This window comes from Litorimonas cladophorae (assembly GCF_014652455.1).
In the GTDB taxonomy this organism is placed as follows: domain Bacteria; phylum Pseudomonadota; class Alphaproteobacteria; order Caulobacterales; family Maricaulaceae; genus Litorimonas; species Litorimonas cladophorae.
In genome coordinates, this window is sequence record NZ_BMYV01000001.1 from 856,891 (window position 1) to 873,361 (window position 16,471).

Here is a 16,471-nt window from a genome sequence, read left to right on the forward strand (position 1 = left end):
TGCCTCTATGTTCTTTCCCAATGTCCAAACCTGATTCCTTCACGCCCGCGCCGCCTCCACCGTCTGGTCGGTCAATATCGCAAATGGCGATGCCGACGCGGCCCGGTGCGCCCGCAGCTGGGGCTTACCTGGAGGGGTTGAACCCAGAGCAGAGGGACGCTGTCGTTTCCGTCGAAGGACCGCTCTTAGTCTTGGCGGGAGCGGGTACAGGCAAGACCCGCGTCTTAACGTGTCGCCTCGCCCATATCCTTAACAATGGCATGGCCTACCCGTCGCAAATCCTGTCAGTGACTTTCACGAATAAGGCCGCGCGCGAAATGCGCCATCGGGTGTCCGAGTTGTTGGGTCAAACGACGGAAGGCTTGCCGTGGCTCGGCACGTTTCATTCGATTGCAGCCAAGATCCTACGCATTCATGCAGAGCTCGTCGGATTGAAATCCAACTTCACCATCCTTGATACCGATGATCAAATCCGTTTGCTCAAGCAGATTATCAAAGCCGAAAATATCGATGATAAGAAATGGACCGCGCGGTACATGGCATCCCTGATTGATGCATGGAAGAACAAAGGCTTGACGCCAGGAAAATGCGACCCGAGCGAGAAATATAAGTTCGCTGAAGGCAAAGGTCTGATCATTTATAAGACCTATCAGGATCGCTTGAAGGTACTGAACGCTGCCGATTTTGGCGATTTGCTGCTACATAATCTAACGATTTTTCAGAACAATCCTGATGTGCTCGCACGCTATCACGCCAAGTTCAGATATATTCTAGTCGACGAGTATCAGGACACGAACGTCTGCCAATATCTCTGGCTGCGGCTGCTCGCCCAAGGGTCGAACAACGTGTGCGTCGTCGGGGATGATGACCAATCCATCTATGGTTGGCGCGGTGCCGAAGTGGACAATATCCTACGCTTCGAAAGCGATTTTCCTGGCGCGAAGGTCATTCGATTGGAACGGAATTACCGCTCCACGGAGCATATTTTGGCCGCTGCCTCCGGCTTGATATCCTCCAACAAAGACCGACTCGGCAAAACGCTTTGGACAGAAGATGACGGGGGTCACAAGGTCAGCGTAACGGGTGTTTGGGATGCCCCCGCCGAAGCTCGAATTATCAGCACTGACATCGAAAATTGGTATTCCAAAGGGCGTAAATATTCCGATGTCGCGATCCTTGTCCGCGCCTCTCGTCAAATGCGGAGTTTCGAAGAACGCTTCATTCAAATCGGATTGCCTTACAAAGTTATCGGCGGACCAAGGTTTTTCGAACGCCAAGAAATTCGTGATGCCCATGCCTACATGCGGCTGCTCGTTAACGATACGGATGACTTGGCTTTTGAACGCGTCGTCAACACGCCGAAACGTGGCATTGGTGCCACCTCAATACAGAAGCTTCAACGCGCGGCCCGCAGTATGGGTGTCTCGCTGGAGACCGCAACGAGAGAACTGACGAAGACGGACGAGATTCGCGGCAAGGCCCGCTCGTCGCTTCGGGCATTCTGTCTCGACTTGGACCGCTGGCGCGCAATGCAGGGCACGATGAGACATACAAATCTTGCTGAGCAAATCCTCGATGAATCAGGTTACACACAGATGTGGCGAGACAATAAAGACGCGAAATCTGCCGGCCGTTTGGAGAACCTCAAAGAACTTATTCAAGCGATGAATGAATTTGATACGCTGCCCGCCTATCTGGAACACATCAGCCTCGTGATGGATGTCGATAAGAGCAATGGCGTCGAAGAAGACCAAGTCTCTCTCATGACGCTGCATTCCGCGAAGGGCCTAGAGTTTCCGCTCGTCTTTCTGCCAGGTTGGGAAGAAGGCATGTTCCCCTCGCAAAAGTCCATGGACGAAAGCGGCATGGCGGGATTGGAAGAAGAACGCCGCCTCGCCTATGTAGGCATCACCCGCGCCCGCGAGCAAGCTAAGATCTATTTCGCGGCCAACCGTCAAGTTTATGGTAGCTGGCAATCATCCCTGCCCTCGCGCTTTATCGATGAGCTCCCGCCGGCTCACGTGGAAGCCGCCAGTGAATCAGGATTACATGATAGCGGCGCGGTTGCCGAACGTGTAGCCAGCAGTTTTGCCCGAAGTTTCGAGGAGAATAAATCAGGTCCCGTTTCCCCTGGCTGGCAACGTTTTCAACAAAACAAGACGAAGAGTTTTGGACGCGCGCCAAAGGATATCGAAGGGCACGCCGTACGCCGTCCCGCAAAGGGGAAATCGTCAAATTACAATAAGGGCGACCGCGTGTTTCATCAAAAATTTGGATATGGCCTTGTTACGGAAACTGACGGCACGAAACTAACTGTTGCTTTTGAGAAAGCTGGCGAGAAAAAGGTCTTGGACGGCTTCGTCGAACGCGCCTAGGTAGATTATATGTTACGTTTCTGCTTCCTATTTTTCGTCACGCTTTTTCTGTCAGGCTGCTCTACGACAGGCTTCAACGTGTTGGACATTAACACCTTAGAGTCCGATCGAAACGATAGCGGGTCGTTTCGGGGATTAGAACGTATCGCCGAGCGCGCACCCGATGACGCCAGCAAAATCCGCGTGAACATCATCTACCTTCACGGTATCGGATATGTTGAAAATCCGGATGATGCGCCCCTGGCCAACGCCTTTATTTCAGGCGTGGCCGATGCCTATAACAAACAAGTCGAAGAGAAAGCTGTCGCCAGCCAATGCGGACGCGACGATGATAATGAGAATGTAAAACTGTCTAATTCGATCATGATTACGGACACAAAGACACGCGACTATCGGACGACGCTGCCGGGTTCCAACCTTCAACTCACCGATTTAGCTTGTATGGATCGCCAAGTTCTTCAGGTCGGCGGAAACATTGAATATGTGATTTACCGCGTTTTTTGGGATGATATTTTTTGGGAAAGTTTGCAAGCCCCCCACGTCGGACAGGATGCGCTTGGCGCGACGAAGGGTGGAAAACTTGCCCTTCAACGTCGAAAATATAATGGGCAACTAAAGGATAAATTGGTCAATTACGGGTTCTCCGATGCCGTTCTTTATCTGGGGCCCGCAGGTGAACAAATCCGCGATGCCGTCCGCGGCGCGATGTGCAGTGCGGCACTCGATGCCTCAGGCTATGGTTTTGAAGACCAAGGTGTCCGGGTCAACCACATCGACATTTGCCAAATTGCAGCGCTGGAAGATATCGAAACGGACCCCTTCGCCTTTGTCACAGAGTCCCTAGGATCAAAGATTGCTTTTGACATTATGCGCGACGCGATGACGGACGGCCGCGGGAACATTTACGATACCATGATTAAAGGCACACAGTTTTTTATGCTGGCCAACCAAATCCCCTTGCTAAGCCTCTCCGATATAACAGAAACCGAGCGCGTTGTTCCCGAGCCCTATTCAGATGACGAACGCCCGACCATCATCGCAATGTCAGAAATCAACGACTTTCTGACATATGAACTGGTCCCATTCTATCGCAACCTATTGAGCCGTAGCCAACGCAGCCTCGATGGCCAAATTGACATGTCTCAAGATTCTGAACGCGCAAAGTTGATCGATTTACTAGGCTTCAACGTTATTGACATGCGTGTCGAATTTGCGGGACCTGTCTTTCCCTTTATCGGCGGTTTTGTTGATCCCCTTTTTGCCCATAATGGACATGTGCGTCAGCCAGAACTCATCGCCTATATATTATGTGGCGCTCAAAACGGTCAGTTGAACGTCGAAGGATGTCGCGGATTGAGCAGCCCGAATTTGGTTGGGAAGAACCTCAAACGAACATTGGCTGCCGACCCGCCTCTGCCGTCGCCAAAGGGCGAAGCCGCCGCAAGGAGTGGTTCCTGATGGACACCGAATTCGTAGATGGGTTCCGACCTTGGGCACTCGATATTTACACGGAGGCCGACACAGCCTTTGATTTATCTGATGACTTGGGTATGGACAGTCATATGTCGGCATTGAGTGTTACGCTCTTCGACGCGCCAAATGGTCAAATGCTCGTGCAAGCGCTCTATGAGAGTGAGGCGCTTGCGATTGCCTCGCGCGCGGCCCTCAGCATACCATCATCGGCTGAGGTGAAGATATCGCGCTTGCCCGCCACAGATTGGGTGAGCGAGACCCAAGCCGGCTTGGCCCCAGTTCGGGCGGGTCGGTTTCATGTTCATGGCTCCCACGATATCGAAACGGTCCCCAATGACGTGATCCCTATCCATGTCGACGCAGGGTTGGCTTTCGGGACGGGGCATCACGGAACCACCGCAGGCTGCCTCCGAATTTACAGTGAGCTTCTAGACCAAGGCATCCGTCCTAAAACGGTTCTAGACCTGGGTTGCGGCGCAGGCGTCTTGGCCATTGCGGCGGCGAAAACACTCGACACTGCAGAGATACTCGCAACAGATATTGACCCAGATGCCATAATGGTGACGGACCAAAACAAAGTCTTGAACCATGTACAAGACAAGGTTGCCGCACATGTGGTGGACGGATTTGACAGCCCCCAATTGTCAGGGCGTCAGTTCGAACTCATCTTTGCCAATATTCTCGCAGGGCCTTTGATGACGCTTGCCGATGATATTGTGTCGGCGGCAACGCCCGGTGGAAGGGTGATTTTATCCGGCATTTTGGACGAAAAAGCGGAACAAGTTGCAAAGTGTTTTGAAGCGGCAGGTTTGAGTGTCGTTCCACAACCAAGCTTGGAAGGTTGGACATCCTTGCTCGCGCAGAGGCCAACCTCTTAGGTAGGCATAAAAAAGGCCGCCTCGCAAATCGCGAGACGGCCCGTTATTCAATCTATGTCTTTTTTAAATCGCGCGGGTTGCGCGACGATTGCGACGGGTGTCGCGACGTGCAGCCAAACCATTACGGACCGGCGACGTGCTCGCTGTGCGACGGCTGTTTACCGGTGCGGAGACAAATTCAGTGCCATTCAATTGGGTGGTCATTTTACTTCTCTAACATTTTTGGCAATGACTTATTTCATCGCCGTTTCAATACGCGCTATGTAGGTTGAATGGAAAAATACAGAACCGTCGTTGCGGGAAACGAGCTATGCAGAATTGCAATGAACCGCATGAATTTGTTAACCCTTTAAAAATTCGCCCTCCATTTGTGGTCGCTACCTATTCGAAAACTGTTTGCCATAGACGGGTGGTCTCCCTACCGTTGCTGGCAAGTTAAGGCGCTCGTGCACCAACGGACCTACTTCACATGATTTCTTCGGCTTACGGTTTGTGCGCCAATGCCGATCCTAGGACTCTCTAAATGAACCAAATAGCTGACCAGTTTCAAACTTATGACGTTACGGGTGGGCCAGAATATGGGCATCGAAACCTGCCTAAACTGCGCTCAGTCATGAAAAATCTTGGTATTGACTACTTCTTGGTCCCGCATGAGGACGAGTATCAGAACGAGTACCTGCCTGACTGCAATGAGCGTTTGATGTGGGTCAGTGGTTTCACGGGCTCGGCGGGGGCCGCCATCGTCGGGTTGGATGACGCCACAATGTTTGTAGACGGCCGTTACACGCTGCAAGTCCGTCAACAAGTCGCCGAAGACCTCTTTACCTTCACGAAAATGGAAGGCGGCGGCATGGCCGCTTGGTTGCGCACGCATGTGAAGCGCGGCCAAATTATCGGCTTTGATCCGCGCCTGCATAGCCCCGCCGCCTTGGGCAAAATTCGCGACGCCGTCAAACTTGCTGGCGGCGAAACACGCAGCCTTTCGACAAACCCCATTGATCAGTCTTGGGACGATCGTCCCCCCGTCCCGCTCACACAGGTGACGGTTCAGCCTTTAGATTTAGCAGGTAAAAGCCATGCAGAGAAACGCAGCGAAATTGGGCATAGCATAGCCGCCTCTGGCGCGGACGTCGCTCTAATCACGGCACCCGCCTCTATCGCTTGGCTTTTGAACATCCGTGGACAAGATGTGCAATGCACACCCCTCCCGCTTTCGACCGCATTGATCGATGCCACTGGGCAAGTGCAACTTTTCATCGCTCCTGAAAAACTGACCGATGACGTTCGCTCACATCTTGGGAATGAGATTAGCGTTCAAACGGAAGACGCACTCCAAGGTGCTATAGGAAATCTGGCAGGCAAAACCGTCATCGTCGATCCCAACACAGCGTCAGCTTGGCACGTGGATAGTTTGAAGGCCGCTGGAGCGATTGTTAAATCAGCGGCAGACCCAGTCGCCCTGCCCAAAGCGACCAAAAACGCGACGGAAATTCAAGGTACGACCGCCGCCCATATTCGTGACGGCGCGGCGATTGTTCGTTTTCTGCACTGGCTGGATACCGACGCGCAGTCAGGCCAGGTGGACGAGATCGAAGCGGCAACTCAACTCGAACGCTTCCGCCGCATAGATAGCTCAATTCGAGACCTGTCCTTTGAAACAATTTCTGGCGCGGGACCAAATGGCGCGGTTGTGCATTACCGTGTGAACACGGGCACGGTTCTACCGCTAAACCGTGGGTCGCTCTTTTTGGTCGACAGCGGCGGACAATATCCCGACGGCACAACAGACATCACGCGCACGGTTCCCATTGGTGAGCCGACACAGGAAATGCGTGAGCGATTTACACTTGTCCTGAAGGGCCACATTGCTCTCGCTACGGTTCGTTTTCCGGTCGGAACAACTGGAAGCAATCTAGACGCCCTTGCGCGATATCCCCTGTGGCAGGCTGGTCTGGATTATGATCATGGAACTGGTCACGGCGTTGGCGTTTTCCTTGGCGTGCACGAAGGTCCGCAACGAATTTCAAAGGCCCCCAATTCTATCGCGTTGAAACCAGGTATGATTGTCTCCAACGAACCCGGCTATTATAAGACGGGAGAATACGGCATTCGCATTGAGAACTTACAATATGTCACCGAGCCTGAAGCTATTACTGGCGGAGAACGTGATATGCTTGGGTTTAAGACGCTCACGCTTGCGCCGATCCATCGTGACCTCATTGTCCTTGATAGGCTCACGCAAGCCGAACGCGACTATATCAACGCCTATCACACGAGAGTTTGGAACGTGGTCGGACCGCTTGTAAATGGCGAGGCTAAAGACTGGCTGCAATCGGCTTGCGCCCCACTGTAGGAACGCCTCTTATGCTCCGAAAAATTATTCTCGCAGCCATCGCGCTACTGCTTGCTGGGATGGCGTGGTTGTTCTTCTTTGCGGAAGATTTCACGGTCAAAGTCACAGAGCAAATGGCGCAAGACGCGATTAATGCCCAAGGCCCCGTTAAGAGACTTGGTGTCGAGATTGAGTTGAACTCAGCCGTGATCAAATTTCAATCCGATAACACTATGTCCCTGCAGGCGGACCTTTCAGCAGTCGCCCTCGGATATCCGGGCCAGATCAAAGGCGAGTTTCAAAGTGGAATTCGCTATAATATGCCGCGCCTATATTTGGACAATATCCAACCCGTTGCGGTTGAAATCACCACCGACACAGAAACAGAGAATGAGCTGGGCGAATTAAAATCCGCCGCGCGGAAGTTTTTGGAACGTCAGAAAAAGAAGGTCACATCCGAAGAAAAAGTGTCGACGATTGATAATATTATCGGAAAGAATAACGAAGCCTTTCAAGCGGCCATCACAAAAGCCACCTACGCCTTTTTCGAAATCATCCCCATCTATGATCTCAACAATGCAGGTTACAAAGGGACGATCGCTAGCTTGGCGCTGAAAGACGTCCGTTTCTTCGACGGATATGCTGAAATTACGCTCAGTCCGAAACAGGCCCTGCTCAAAACGCTGGGTATCATCGGACTTATTCTATTGGTGATCCTCTACCAGCTCATTCCAAGCCTCATGTCACTGGTCGTGAATAAAGGCATAGATCGGATTACTCAGAAGGACCCTTAGCCGATAAGCGTAAGCCACTCATCCTCGCTCAGAACGGTCACGCCCGCGGCCTCGGCCTTTTTCAGCTTTGATCCTGCCCCTGGTCCCGCGACGAGATAATCAGTTTTGCCGGAAACGCTGCCAGACACTTTGGCGCCAAGTGATTGCGCGCGGGCTTTGGCTTCGTCACGAGAGAAACGTTCTAGTTTCCCGGTGAAGACAACGGTTTTTCCGGCCACGGGCGAGTCTGACCTGGGTGCCTCCACATCTTGAATATCCAGCTGCTGAACGAGGTTCGCGACAATCGCGTGATTGCTTTGAGACGCAAAAAAACTGGCGAGAGATCCAACGGCCGCTTGGCCCATCCCATCAATGCCCAGGAGGGACATATAGGGATCGCTGACGGGGTTTTGTAGTTCGGGCACAGCAGTCCAGAACCTGTCCCATTGTCCGAAGTGCTGGGCAATCAATCTTGAATTGGTTCGGCCGACATGCCGTATGCCTAAAGAATAAAGGACCCGGTCAAAGGGAATAGTTCGCCGTTCATCAATCGCATCGAATAGTTTTATCGCGCTTGTTTCGCCAAACCCTTCCCATGTTTCAAGCTTGATCTCATCATTTCTAGCACGGAGCGCGAAAATATCGGCGGGCTCTTTAATCAACCCTTTTTCGTAAAATGTCTCAATCTGACGTTCACCGAGACCGTCAATGTCGAATACCTGACGCGACACAAAATGAACCAAGGTCTGGACAGCCTGTGCGGGGCAAGACAGTCCATTTGTACAACGGCGCACAACATCCTGTCGGCCCGTTTTCTCATCTACATCGGATGACACAGGCGCAGCGCAAACGGGGCATTGGGTGGGGAAAATGAATGGCGGGCCATCTGAAGCTTTTACTACTCTCAAGACTTGCGGAATGACGTCCCCCGCCCTTTGGATTTCAACGCTGTCGCCGATCTTGACACCCAATCGCTCTATCTCATCCGCATTGTGGAGCGTCGCATTCGACACGACGACACCACCTACGGTGATAGGAGTCAGGCGCGCAACGGGCGTCAGCGACCCGGTACGACCAACTTGAATGTCGATATCCTTGACAATAGTAATAGCTTTTTCCGCAGGAAATTTATGCGCAATGGCCCAACGCGGCGCGCGAGAGACAAAGCCTAACCGCTCTTGGAGTGAAAGGTCGTCAACCTTGTAGACGACACCGTCGATGTCATAGCCGAGACCCGCTCGCGCATTCAGAATTTCTATATAATGCGCGATCATATCCTGTGGACTTTCATGCCGACGCATCTGAGGATTCACATCAAAGCCCCAATCAGCCATGCGCGCCACGGCTTCCGTTTGGGTTTCCGCGAAAGGCTCACTGATTTCGCCCCACGTATAGGCAAAGAATTTAAGGGGTCGCGCAGCTGTGACACACGGATCAATCTGACGGAGGCTGCCGGCCGCAGCGTTACGCGGGTTTTTATATTCAGCTTTTCCCGAAGCGACTTGGCTCGCATTCATCGTGTCAAAATCAACGTGGCTAATATAAACTTCGCCGCGAATTTCTAAAACATCAGGCCACCCCTGCCCCTTAAGCTGTTTGGGTACTGTGTCTAACGTTGCAAGATTAGCGGTGATATCTTCGCCAACCTGTCCATCTCCGCGCGTTGCGCCCTTGACGAATTTCCCATTTTCGTATCGCAACGCCGCCGATAACCCATCGATTTTCGGTTCAGCTGTAAAGGCCACGACTTCTTTATCGGAGACGCTTAAAAAGCGCTTTACGCGTGCGCAAAAGTCCACAACATCTTCGTCAGAAAAGGCATTATCAAGCGAGAGCATCGGCACGCTATGTTTAACCTTGCCGAATTTTCCGGTCGGTTTGACGCCCACAGACTGTGTCGGACTGTCCTTGCGAACCAGATGTGGAAACTCAGTCTCTAGCGCGATCAGTTCTTTTCTTAACGCATCATATTCTGCGTCAGAGATCGCAGGATTGTCATCTTGATAATAGAGCGCGTCGGCGGACCGAATTTCCCGACTGAGCCATGCAACACGCTTTTTAGCTTGGTCTGAATTCATGATGCCATTAATTGCCGTGCTGCCGCGCGGGCTTCCTGTGTAATGGTTTCGCCTGCCAACATCCGCGCAATTTCTTCTTCACGTTCACTGTCCAAGATGGGTTTAACACAGGTCGTCGTGATGTCTCCGACGGAGAGTTTTTTAATCCGAAACTGGCTATCAGCACAGGCGGCCACTTGCGGACTATGCGTGACCGTGAAGACCTGAGCATGATCTGCCAATCGCGCGAGCCGTTTACCAACGGCAGCGGCAACCGCCCCGCCAACGCCTTGATCGACTTCGTCAAAGACCATGACCGCGTTGTTCTGCCCCGCCAGAGCGACTTTGATCGCGAGGGCGAAACGCGCCATCTCGCCACCGGACGCAATTTTGTCTAACGGACCAATCGCGGTGCCAGGGTTGGTCGAAACGAGGAAGCGAACTTGATCGACGCCTGCCGCACTTTCGGGCGCAGATGCAAAATCAGTTCTGAACTGCGCGCGTTCCATTTTCAATGGCGGCAACTCGACAGCAACTGATGCGTCCAGAGTTTTCGCAGCGGCCATGCGTGCGTCCGTCAGTGCTTTTGCGGCTTTATCATAGGTGGCTTTGGCGAGCTCGGCACGTTTGCGAGTTTTCTCAATATTCAACACGACGGAATCTATCGCATCGAGTTCAGTGGCAAAGCTTTGCCGCTTGCTGAGAAGATCAGCAACCGACACATTATATTTCCGAGCCGCAGCCCGCAAAGAAAAAAGACGTTTTTCTGTTTCTTCCAATCGCCCTGGTTCGACATCAAAACTTTGCGCGGCAATAGCAACGGCCTCGCGGGCTTCTTGCGTTTCTAACATCGCACGTTCTAAGGCTTCTGAAGCAGATTGAAGCGCGCGAACGGCAGGTGTTTCTCCGTCTCCGAACTTCGCGCGCAAGCGTTCGATCCCAGCAAGCGCAGTGGACAATCGAGCCTCGAACGCGCCGTCTTCACCCAGCGCATCTTCTGCCGCTGATAATTCCGAGAGTGCGCCCTCTGCGCCCTGTAAGAAGCGACGCTCTTCCGCCAACGTATCTTCTTCCCCCTCGCGTGGGTCGAGGCGGTCAAGCTCCACAATAGCATGTTCTAGAAATTCACGATCTTCGCCGGCTTTGGCTTGAAGCGCCATTAGCGCACTTAATTCACGCTTCGTCTCTTGCCGCGTTACATAGGCATCCCGCACCGCGTCGACCTCAGCCGTATAACCTCCGAATTGATCGAGAAGTTCGATGTGTGTTGTCGGGTCCAGCAAGCCACGACCGTCGTGCTGACCGTGAACTTCGAGCAATTTTCGTCCAAGCTCTGAGAGCAGTTTAACGCTCACGGCCTGATCATTTACGAAAGCCCGGCTACGCCCGTCCGCTGTCACCGTGCGACGGAGCGTCAGGTCCTCGGATACGTCATACTCGATGTCTTGATCTTGCAAGATTGACCAAGCAACGTGCGTGTCGGACAATGTGAAACTTGCGCTGCATTGCGCTTTGTCTGTTCCCGCGCGAACAAGCCCCCGGTCTGACCGCGCGCCCGTTGCCATGCCTAATGCATCCAGCAATATCGATTTACCCGCACCCGTTTCACCCGTTAAAGCGGTAAGGCCCCGGGTAAAGTCCAGATCGAGTTGTTCGATCAGGACAACATTACGGACAGATAGCCCCGATAACATCGGACTTAGAACAAACGCTCTTTCAAGCGTGTCCAATAGCCCTGTTTACGCGGCTTGTTAATTTCGTCGTCCAGATTGACGCCATAGTTTTGTAGTAGGTTATAGCTGTCTTTATACCATTCGCTGTTTGGGTAATTATACCCAAGGACAGATCCCACAAGTTTGGCTTCTTGGATCACACCTATTGAGACATAGCTCTCGACCAAACGATGCAAAGCTTCTTCGGTTTGAGATGTGGTCTCATATTTGGAAACAACGGACTTGAACCGACCAATGGCAGCAAGATGCTGATTTTGTCTGAGGTAGTAGCGGCCGATAGACATCTCTTTACCGGCCAGATGATCCTGAGTTAGCTCAAGCTTCAAGCGCGCATCGCGAGCATAGTCGCTATCTGGGTAACGACGTACAACCTGTTGCAAGGCGGCTTCTGCCGCAATTGTCGTCGCTTGGTCACGACCTACGTCGTAGATTTGATCGTAGTAGTTCATCGCGACAAGGTAATAGGCGTAAGGCGCAGAGTCTGAGCCCGGATGAAGACCGACAAAGCGCTGCGCCATAGCAACACTTTCGTCATGATCGGCGGAACGATAAGATGCGTAGGCGCTCATTAACATGGAGCGACGCGCCCATTTTGAAAAGGGATGCTGGCGTTCAACTTCTTGAAAAAGCAATTTGGCGTCGGCCCAATCACTACGCGCCATCTCTTCAAGCGCCTGATTATAGATCAATTCGGCAGGACGTTCGACGTAAGCGAGTTTTTCTTTTTTTCCGCCTAAGGACCCGCAGCCTGTTATTGCAAACAAAGTCGCACCTAGAATGGTGAGACGGAGCGTAGATGGTAAGCGCGAGACGATGGACATGAAACCCGTTCAATCTTTGATTTGCTCTGCAATCCTGACGGTCGAGTCAATGCGAGAGCTATTACTTTGAGATTGTCTTAGAGGTTTAGAAAGAGCGCGGAAAGTGAGAAAAGCGTTAGGCCGAAAGGGATGTCAGGTACCGCGCATCCGAAAAATCGACCTCATCCATAGGCATCGTTGTAAATTCCCACGCAGATGGCGTGCCATATAGCTTCATCAAGAGATCATGGTTCAACCCGTGCCCCGACTTGACGGTCGTTACACGACCCAAAATCGGTCCGCCAAGATAGAGGTCGCCCATCAAATCCAGAGCCTTATGGCGTACAAACTCGTCGTCAAAACGCAAACCGCTCGGATTGAGAACTTTGTCTTCATCTACAACAATCGCATTGTCATAGGAGCCGCCTTTTGACAGCCCAGCAGCTTGAAGGGCTGCGACTTCATGCAAACGTGCAAAAGTTCGTGCACTTGCCATGCGGTCGCGAAAAGATCGAACATCTGGAACGATTTCAAGGCGTTGTCGGCCGATTGCCTCTTCAGCAAAATCAATCGTCACATCTAACTCTAGGCGATCAGAGGGCTCTACGCGAGCAAACATGTCTCCGGAACCCACCTCAACAGTCTTCAACACTTTCACATAACGTCGCGGTGCTGGCTGGCGGTACACGCCCACCTGCTCGATCAACTTAAAGAAAGGCTCCGCTGACCCGTCCAAAGCAGGAAGTTCAGGACCGTCTAGTTCAATGTCCAAGTTATCGATGCCCGCTGCGCTTAACGCAGCTAACAAATGCTCAATTGTTGAGACGGTAATACCCGCCGCATTAGACAATGTTGTGCAGTTCCGCACACCTGTTACCAGATCAGGGCGCACTGGAATAATGTTGTCGCGATCCTGAATATCCGTGCGAACGAATCGCAGGCCCGACCCGACGGGCGCAGGACGCATCGCTAATCGCGCATGTTTTCCGCTATGTAACGCCACACTCGCTGTGACAGCGGGAGCACGTAAAGTGGATTGGCGACGGATATTCATGGTGAAAATTGGTCTCTTAATGTTTCATTGCGCATAAGTTTGGTAACTTCTCAACGCCTCAACAACAAGAAACGCTCCATGTCGAATTGTTTCATTTCATGACAAAAAGGCCATCCTTTTGACAGGACAGCCTCTTAGTTCAACATTTGCGGTTGATCAGATTATCTATTTTGACGGCGCAGAAAGCTTGGAATTTCCAACTCATCATTTGCATCGCTTCCAAATAGATCACCACTTGGCGCTGGACGACTTTGTACAGCGGGGCGTGGCGCAGGTGCCGGCGCTGCAGCTTTACGACGCCCAAAAAAGCCAAATGGGCTGCGGATATGACTTGCCGGTGCCGCTTCTGGAATTGGAGCAGGCGCTGGCGCAAGCGCTTGCGGTGCTGCCGCTTGATCCTCAGGTTGAATACGCGGCGGATATGGTTTCGGCGCCGTGTAAGGCGGCGGCGCATTCACAGCGACACGCGGTTCTTCACGGTCAAAATTATAATCATCGAATGCTTTGCGAGCCTCTGCTTCTGCAGCGGCTGCTTCTTGGGCGCGTTCGTGAACGCCCAATTCAACAACTTTTGGAGCCGCTGGCTTTTCAACTGGCGCGGTAAATGGGGCTGGGGCAGCTTCAACACGTGCAACGGCATCAACGCCAGTTGCTACGACTGAAACGCGAATTATGCCATCCAAATCATTGTCTAGCGCTGAGCCGACGATGATATTCGCATTCTCGTCAACTTGGTTTCGGATCAATTGAGCGGCTTCATCGACTTCATAAAGCGTTAAATCGCGTCCACCCGTGATATTGATCAAAACGCCTTTTGCGCCTTTGAGAGACACGTCATCAAGGAGCGGATTGTTAATCGCGGCTTCGGCGGCTTCCACGGCACGGCGTTCGCCAGTGGCTTCACCCGTCCCCATCATCGCCTTGCCCATTTCATCCATAACGGTGCGGACGTCATTAAAGTCAAGATTGATCAAACCAGGCACAACCATAAGGTCGGTAACGCCCCGAACACCTGAATGAAGAACTTCATCAGCCATCGCAAAGGCATCCGACATTGTCGTCTGCTCTGTCGCAACGCGGAAGAGGTTCTGATTTGGAATTGTAATCATTGTGTCGACGGCCGCATACAGGTTCTCGATCCCCTGCTCAGCCAATTTCATGCGACGGGAGCCTTCGAACATGAACGGCTTTGTGACGATGCCAACGGTTAGAATGCCACGTTCACGCGCCGCTCTCGCGATAACAGGCGCCGCGCCAGTGCCCGTACCGCCACCCATACCCGCTGCCACAAACAACATATGCGCACCATCAAGGTGCTCCATGATTTCGTCCATGCTTTCTTCAGCCGATTGTTCGCCAACTTCGGGACGCATGCCAGCGCCTAGCCCCTGAGTAATGCCGCCACCCATTTGGACTTTCCGCGTCGCCGCGTTTAGAGCCAAAGCTTGGGCATCTGTATTAGCGACGACAAAGTCGACGCCGTCGAGGCCCGATGCGATCATATTGTTGACGGCATTGCCGCCTGCACCGCCAACGCCGATAACAACGATACGAGGCTTAAGCTCTACAGCTTGCGGGAGATGGAAGTTTATGGACATAGCGGCACCCAAATTATGGTCAATGATTGGTGAATCAGACCTTGGGCGTAAAGACTTAATGCCCTGTTAACCGCGTTAACTTTTGAGCAAAAACGCTGATAAAATCGTAAAGCCAAAAAAGCAGGTTAGAAATTTTCCTTCAACCACTGAACAGAGCGCGCCATAGCGTTGCCCGAATACCGCTGTGCGCGAAGCCGACGTCCCGATAAATCTGGGGGGCCTGTGACGACTTCGGGGCGATCATCGAAGACACCCTTCAATAGACCGGTCGCAACGGCAAAATCTGGCTGGCTCAATTCTTCAGACAAGCCAAACACCCCGTGGGGTTGCCCAATACGCACGCGCTTACCTAAGACATGTGTTGCTAATTCTCGCACACCGTTCAAATGCGCGCCCCCACCTGTCAGAACGACTTGGCGGCCAGAGTAAGTTTCGAGACCCGCTTTGTGAATACGCTCGCGTAAAAGCTCCAATGTCTCTTCGACACGAGAGCGGATAATATTTGTCACAAGAGAACGAGGCTCATGATGCAATTCGTCCTGCGCAGCGATTGGCGGACATGGCACCATCACAGTCTCATCATCAGCGCCGTGTAAACACGACCCGTAAATCATCTTGATACGCTCCGCCGCCTCGAAAGGCGTTGAAAGCCCACGAGCCATATCGGACGTAATATTTCTACCGCCAACGCCCAAAGCATCGACATGCACCAAAGTGTTGTCACGAAAAATGGCAGCCGACGTGATGCCTGCGCCCAAATCAATGAGTGTCACACCCAAATCACGCTCATCGTCTGTCAGCACAGATAGTGCCGCTGCATATGGACTGACTGTTACTGAGCGAATGGTCAGATGACAGCGTTCAATACAATGCGCCAGATTGCGTAGTGGACCAATCCCCCCCAAAATAAAGTGCATATCAACGCCTAATTGACGCCCATACATACCGCGGGGGTCACGGATACCATCCTCACCATCAACCTGCCAATTGAGCGGGATAGCGTGAAGGATAGCGTGTTCAGCTTGCGAAAGTTCTGAAAGCGATGAATTTAAGACGCGCTTCAAATCGCGATCTACTACGGCACCACTTGCGAATTCTGTTTGAACCGTCATATGCTTGGAACGAAGTGAGCGCAGGGCTACATTTACCGACACATCTTGGACGGTAACGCCGGCTGCGCGTTCGGCTTTTTCTACCGCCGCGCGGATACCAACTTCGGCAGCTTCAAGATCGACTACTGCGCCGCCTTTCAGCCCTGCAGATACCCCGAAGCCTGACCCGATCAAACGCACACCCAACCCCGGCTCTTCGCGGCCAATCAAGCAAACGACTTTATTTGAGCCAATATCAAGAACGCAGACCGTCTCCGGCTGCCGCTTTTTAGAGGTTCCAAACACT

12 protein-coding genes are annotated in these 16,471 nt (G+C 52.4%); 5 read left to right on the forward strand and 7 right to left on the reverse strand.

Annotated elements, in window-relative coordinates:
* Nucleotides 1-20: 20 nt before the first annotated feature.
* The 3 genes from IE073_RS04235 to IE073_RS04245 are packed head-to-tail and all read left to right on the forward strand — an operon-like array spanning nt 21 to nt 4,726.
* Nucleotides 21-2,375, forward strand: a complete 2,355-nt coding sequence (locus IE073_RS04235; RefSeq protein ID WP_189581675.1) for an ATP-dependent helicase — start codon at nt 21-23, stop codon at nt 2,373-2,375.
* Between the two features lie 9 nt (nt 2,376-2,384).
* Nucleotides 2,385-3,833 (forward strand): hypothetical protein, encoded by a 1,449-nt coding sequence (locus IE073_RS04240; protein ID WP_189581678.1) that lies wholly within the window; start codon nt 2,385-2,387, stop codon nt 3,831-3,833.
* A complete protein-coding gene (locus IE073_RS04245) occupies nt 3,833-4,726 on the forward strand; it encodes a 50S ribosomal protein L11 methyltransferase (RefSeq protein WP_189581681.1) in 894 nt (297 codons plus the stop codon). The genes IE073_RS04240 and IE073_RS04245 overlap by 1 nt, the downstream gene beginning before the upstream one ends.
* Before the next feature lie 63 nt (nt 4,727-4,789).
* Here the strand turns inward: IE073_RS04245 and IE073_RS04250 are convergent, their stop codons facing one another.
* Nucleotides 4,790-4,930: a hypothetical protein gene (locus IE073_RS04250; RefSeq protein ID WP_189581684.1), complete on the reverse strand. Its 141-nt coding sequence runs from the start codon at nt 4,928-4,930 to the stop codon at nt 4,790-4,792.
* Nucleotides 4,931-5,249: 319 nt separating this feature from the next.
* Here IE073_RS04250 and IE073_RS04255 point away from each other — a divergent pair, with 319 nt between their 5' ends.
* Nucleotides 5,250-7,079 (forward strand): aminopeptidase P family protein, encoded by a 1,830-nt coding sequence (locus tag IE073_RS04255; RefSeq protein WP_189581686.1) that lies wholly within the window; start codon nt 5,250-5,252, stop codon nt 7,077-7,079.
* Between the two features lie 11 nt (nt 7,080-7,090).
* The gene (locus IE073_RS04260) at nt 7,091-7,852 is read left to right on the forward strand and encodes a hypothetical protein (RefSeq protein ID WP_189581689.1); all 762 of its coding nucleotides are present in this window, start codon (nt 7,091-7,093) and stop codon (nt 7,850-7,852) included.
* Here IE073_RS04260 and ligA read toward each other — a convergent pair.
* From ligA to ftsA, 6 genes are all read right to left on the reverse strand, one after another.
* Nucleotides 7,849-9,909 (reverse strand): NAD-dependent DNA ligase LigA, encoded by a 2,061-nt coding sequence (gene ligA / locus IE073_RS04265; protein ID WP_189581692.1) that lies wholly within the window; start codon nt 9,907-9,909, stop codon nt 7,849-7,851. The genes IE073_RS04260 and ligA overlap by 4 nt on opposite strands.
* The gene (gene recN / locus IE073_RS04270) at nt 9,906-11,582 is read right to left on the reverse strand and encodes a DNA repair protein RecN (protein ID WP_189581695.1); all 1,677 of its coding nucleotides are present in this window, start codon (nt 11,580-11,582) and stop codon (nt 9,906-9,908) included. Before recN ends, ligA begins: the two co-directional genes overlap by 4 nt.
* Before the next feature lie 5 nt (nt 11,583-11,587).
* Entirely contained in the window at nt 11,588-12,442 is an 855-nt protein-coding gene (locus IE073_RS04275) for an outer membrane protein assembly factor BamD (protein WP_189581698.1), read from the reverse strand.
* Nucleotides 12,443-12,557: 115 nt separating this feature from the next.
* Nucleotides 12,558-13,475 (reverse strand): UDP-3-O-acyl-N-acetylglucosamine deacetylase, encoded by a 918-nt coding sequence (gene lpxC / locus IE073_RS04280; protein ID WP_189581701.1) that lies wholly within the window; start codon nt 13,473-13,475, stop codon nt 12,558-12,560.
* A 161-nt stretch (nt 13,476-13,636) separates the two neighbouring features.
* Nucleotides 13,637-15,073, reverse strand: a complete 1,437-nt coding sequence (gene ftsZ / locus IE073_RS04285; protein ID WP_189581704.1) for a cell division protein FtsZ — start codon at nt 15,071-15,073, stop codon at nt 13,637-13,639.
* Between the two features lie 125 nt (nt 15,074-15,198).
* The gene (ftsA, locus tag IE073_RS04290; protein ID WP_189581707.1) at nt 15,199-16,470 is read right to left on the reverse strand and encodes a cell division protein FtsA; all 1,272 of its coding nucleotides are present in this window, start codon (nt 16,468-16,470) and stop codon (nt 15,199-15,201) included.
* Between the last annotated feature and the right edge of the window lies 1 nt (nt 16,471).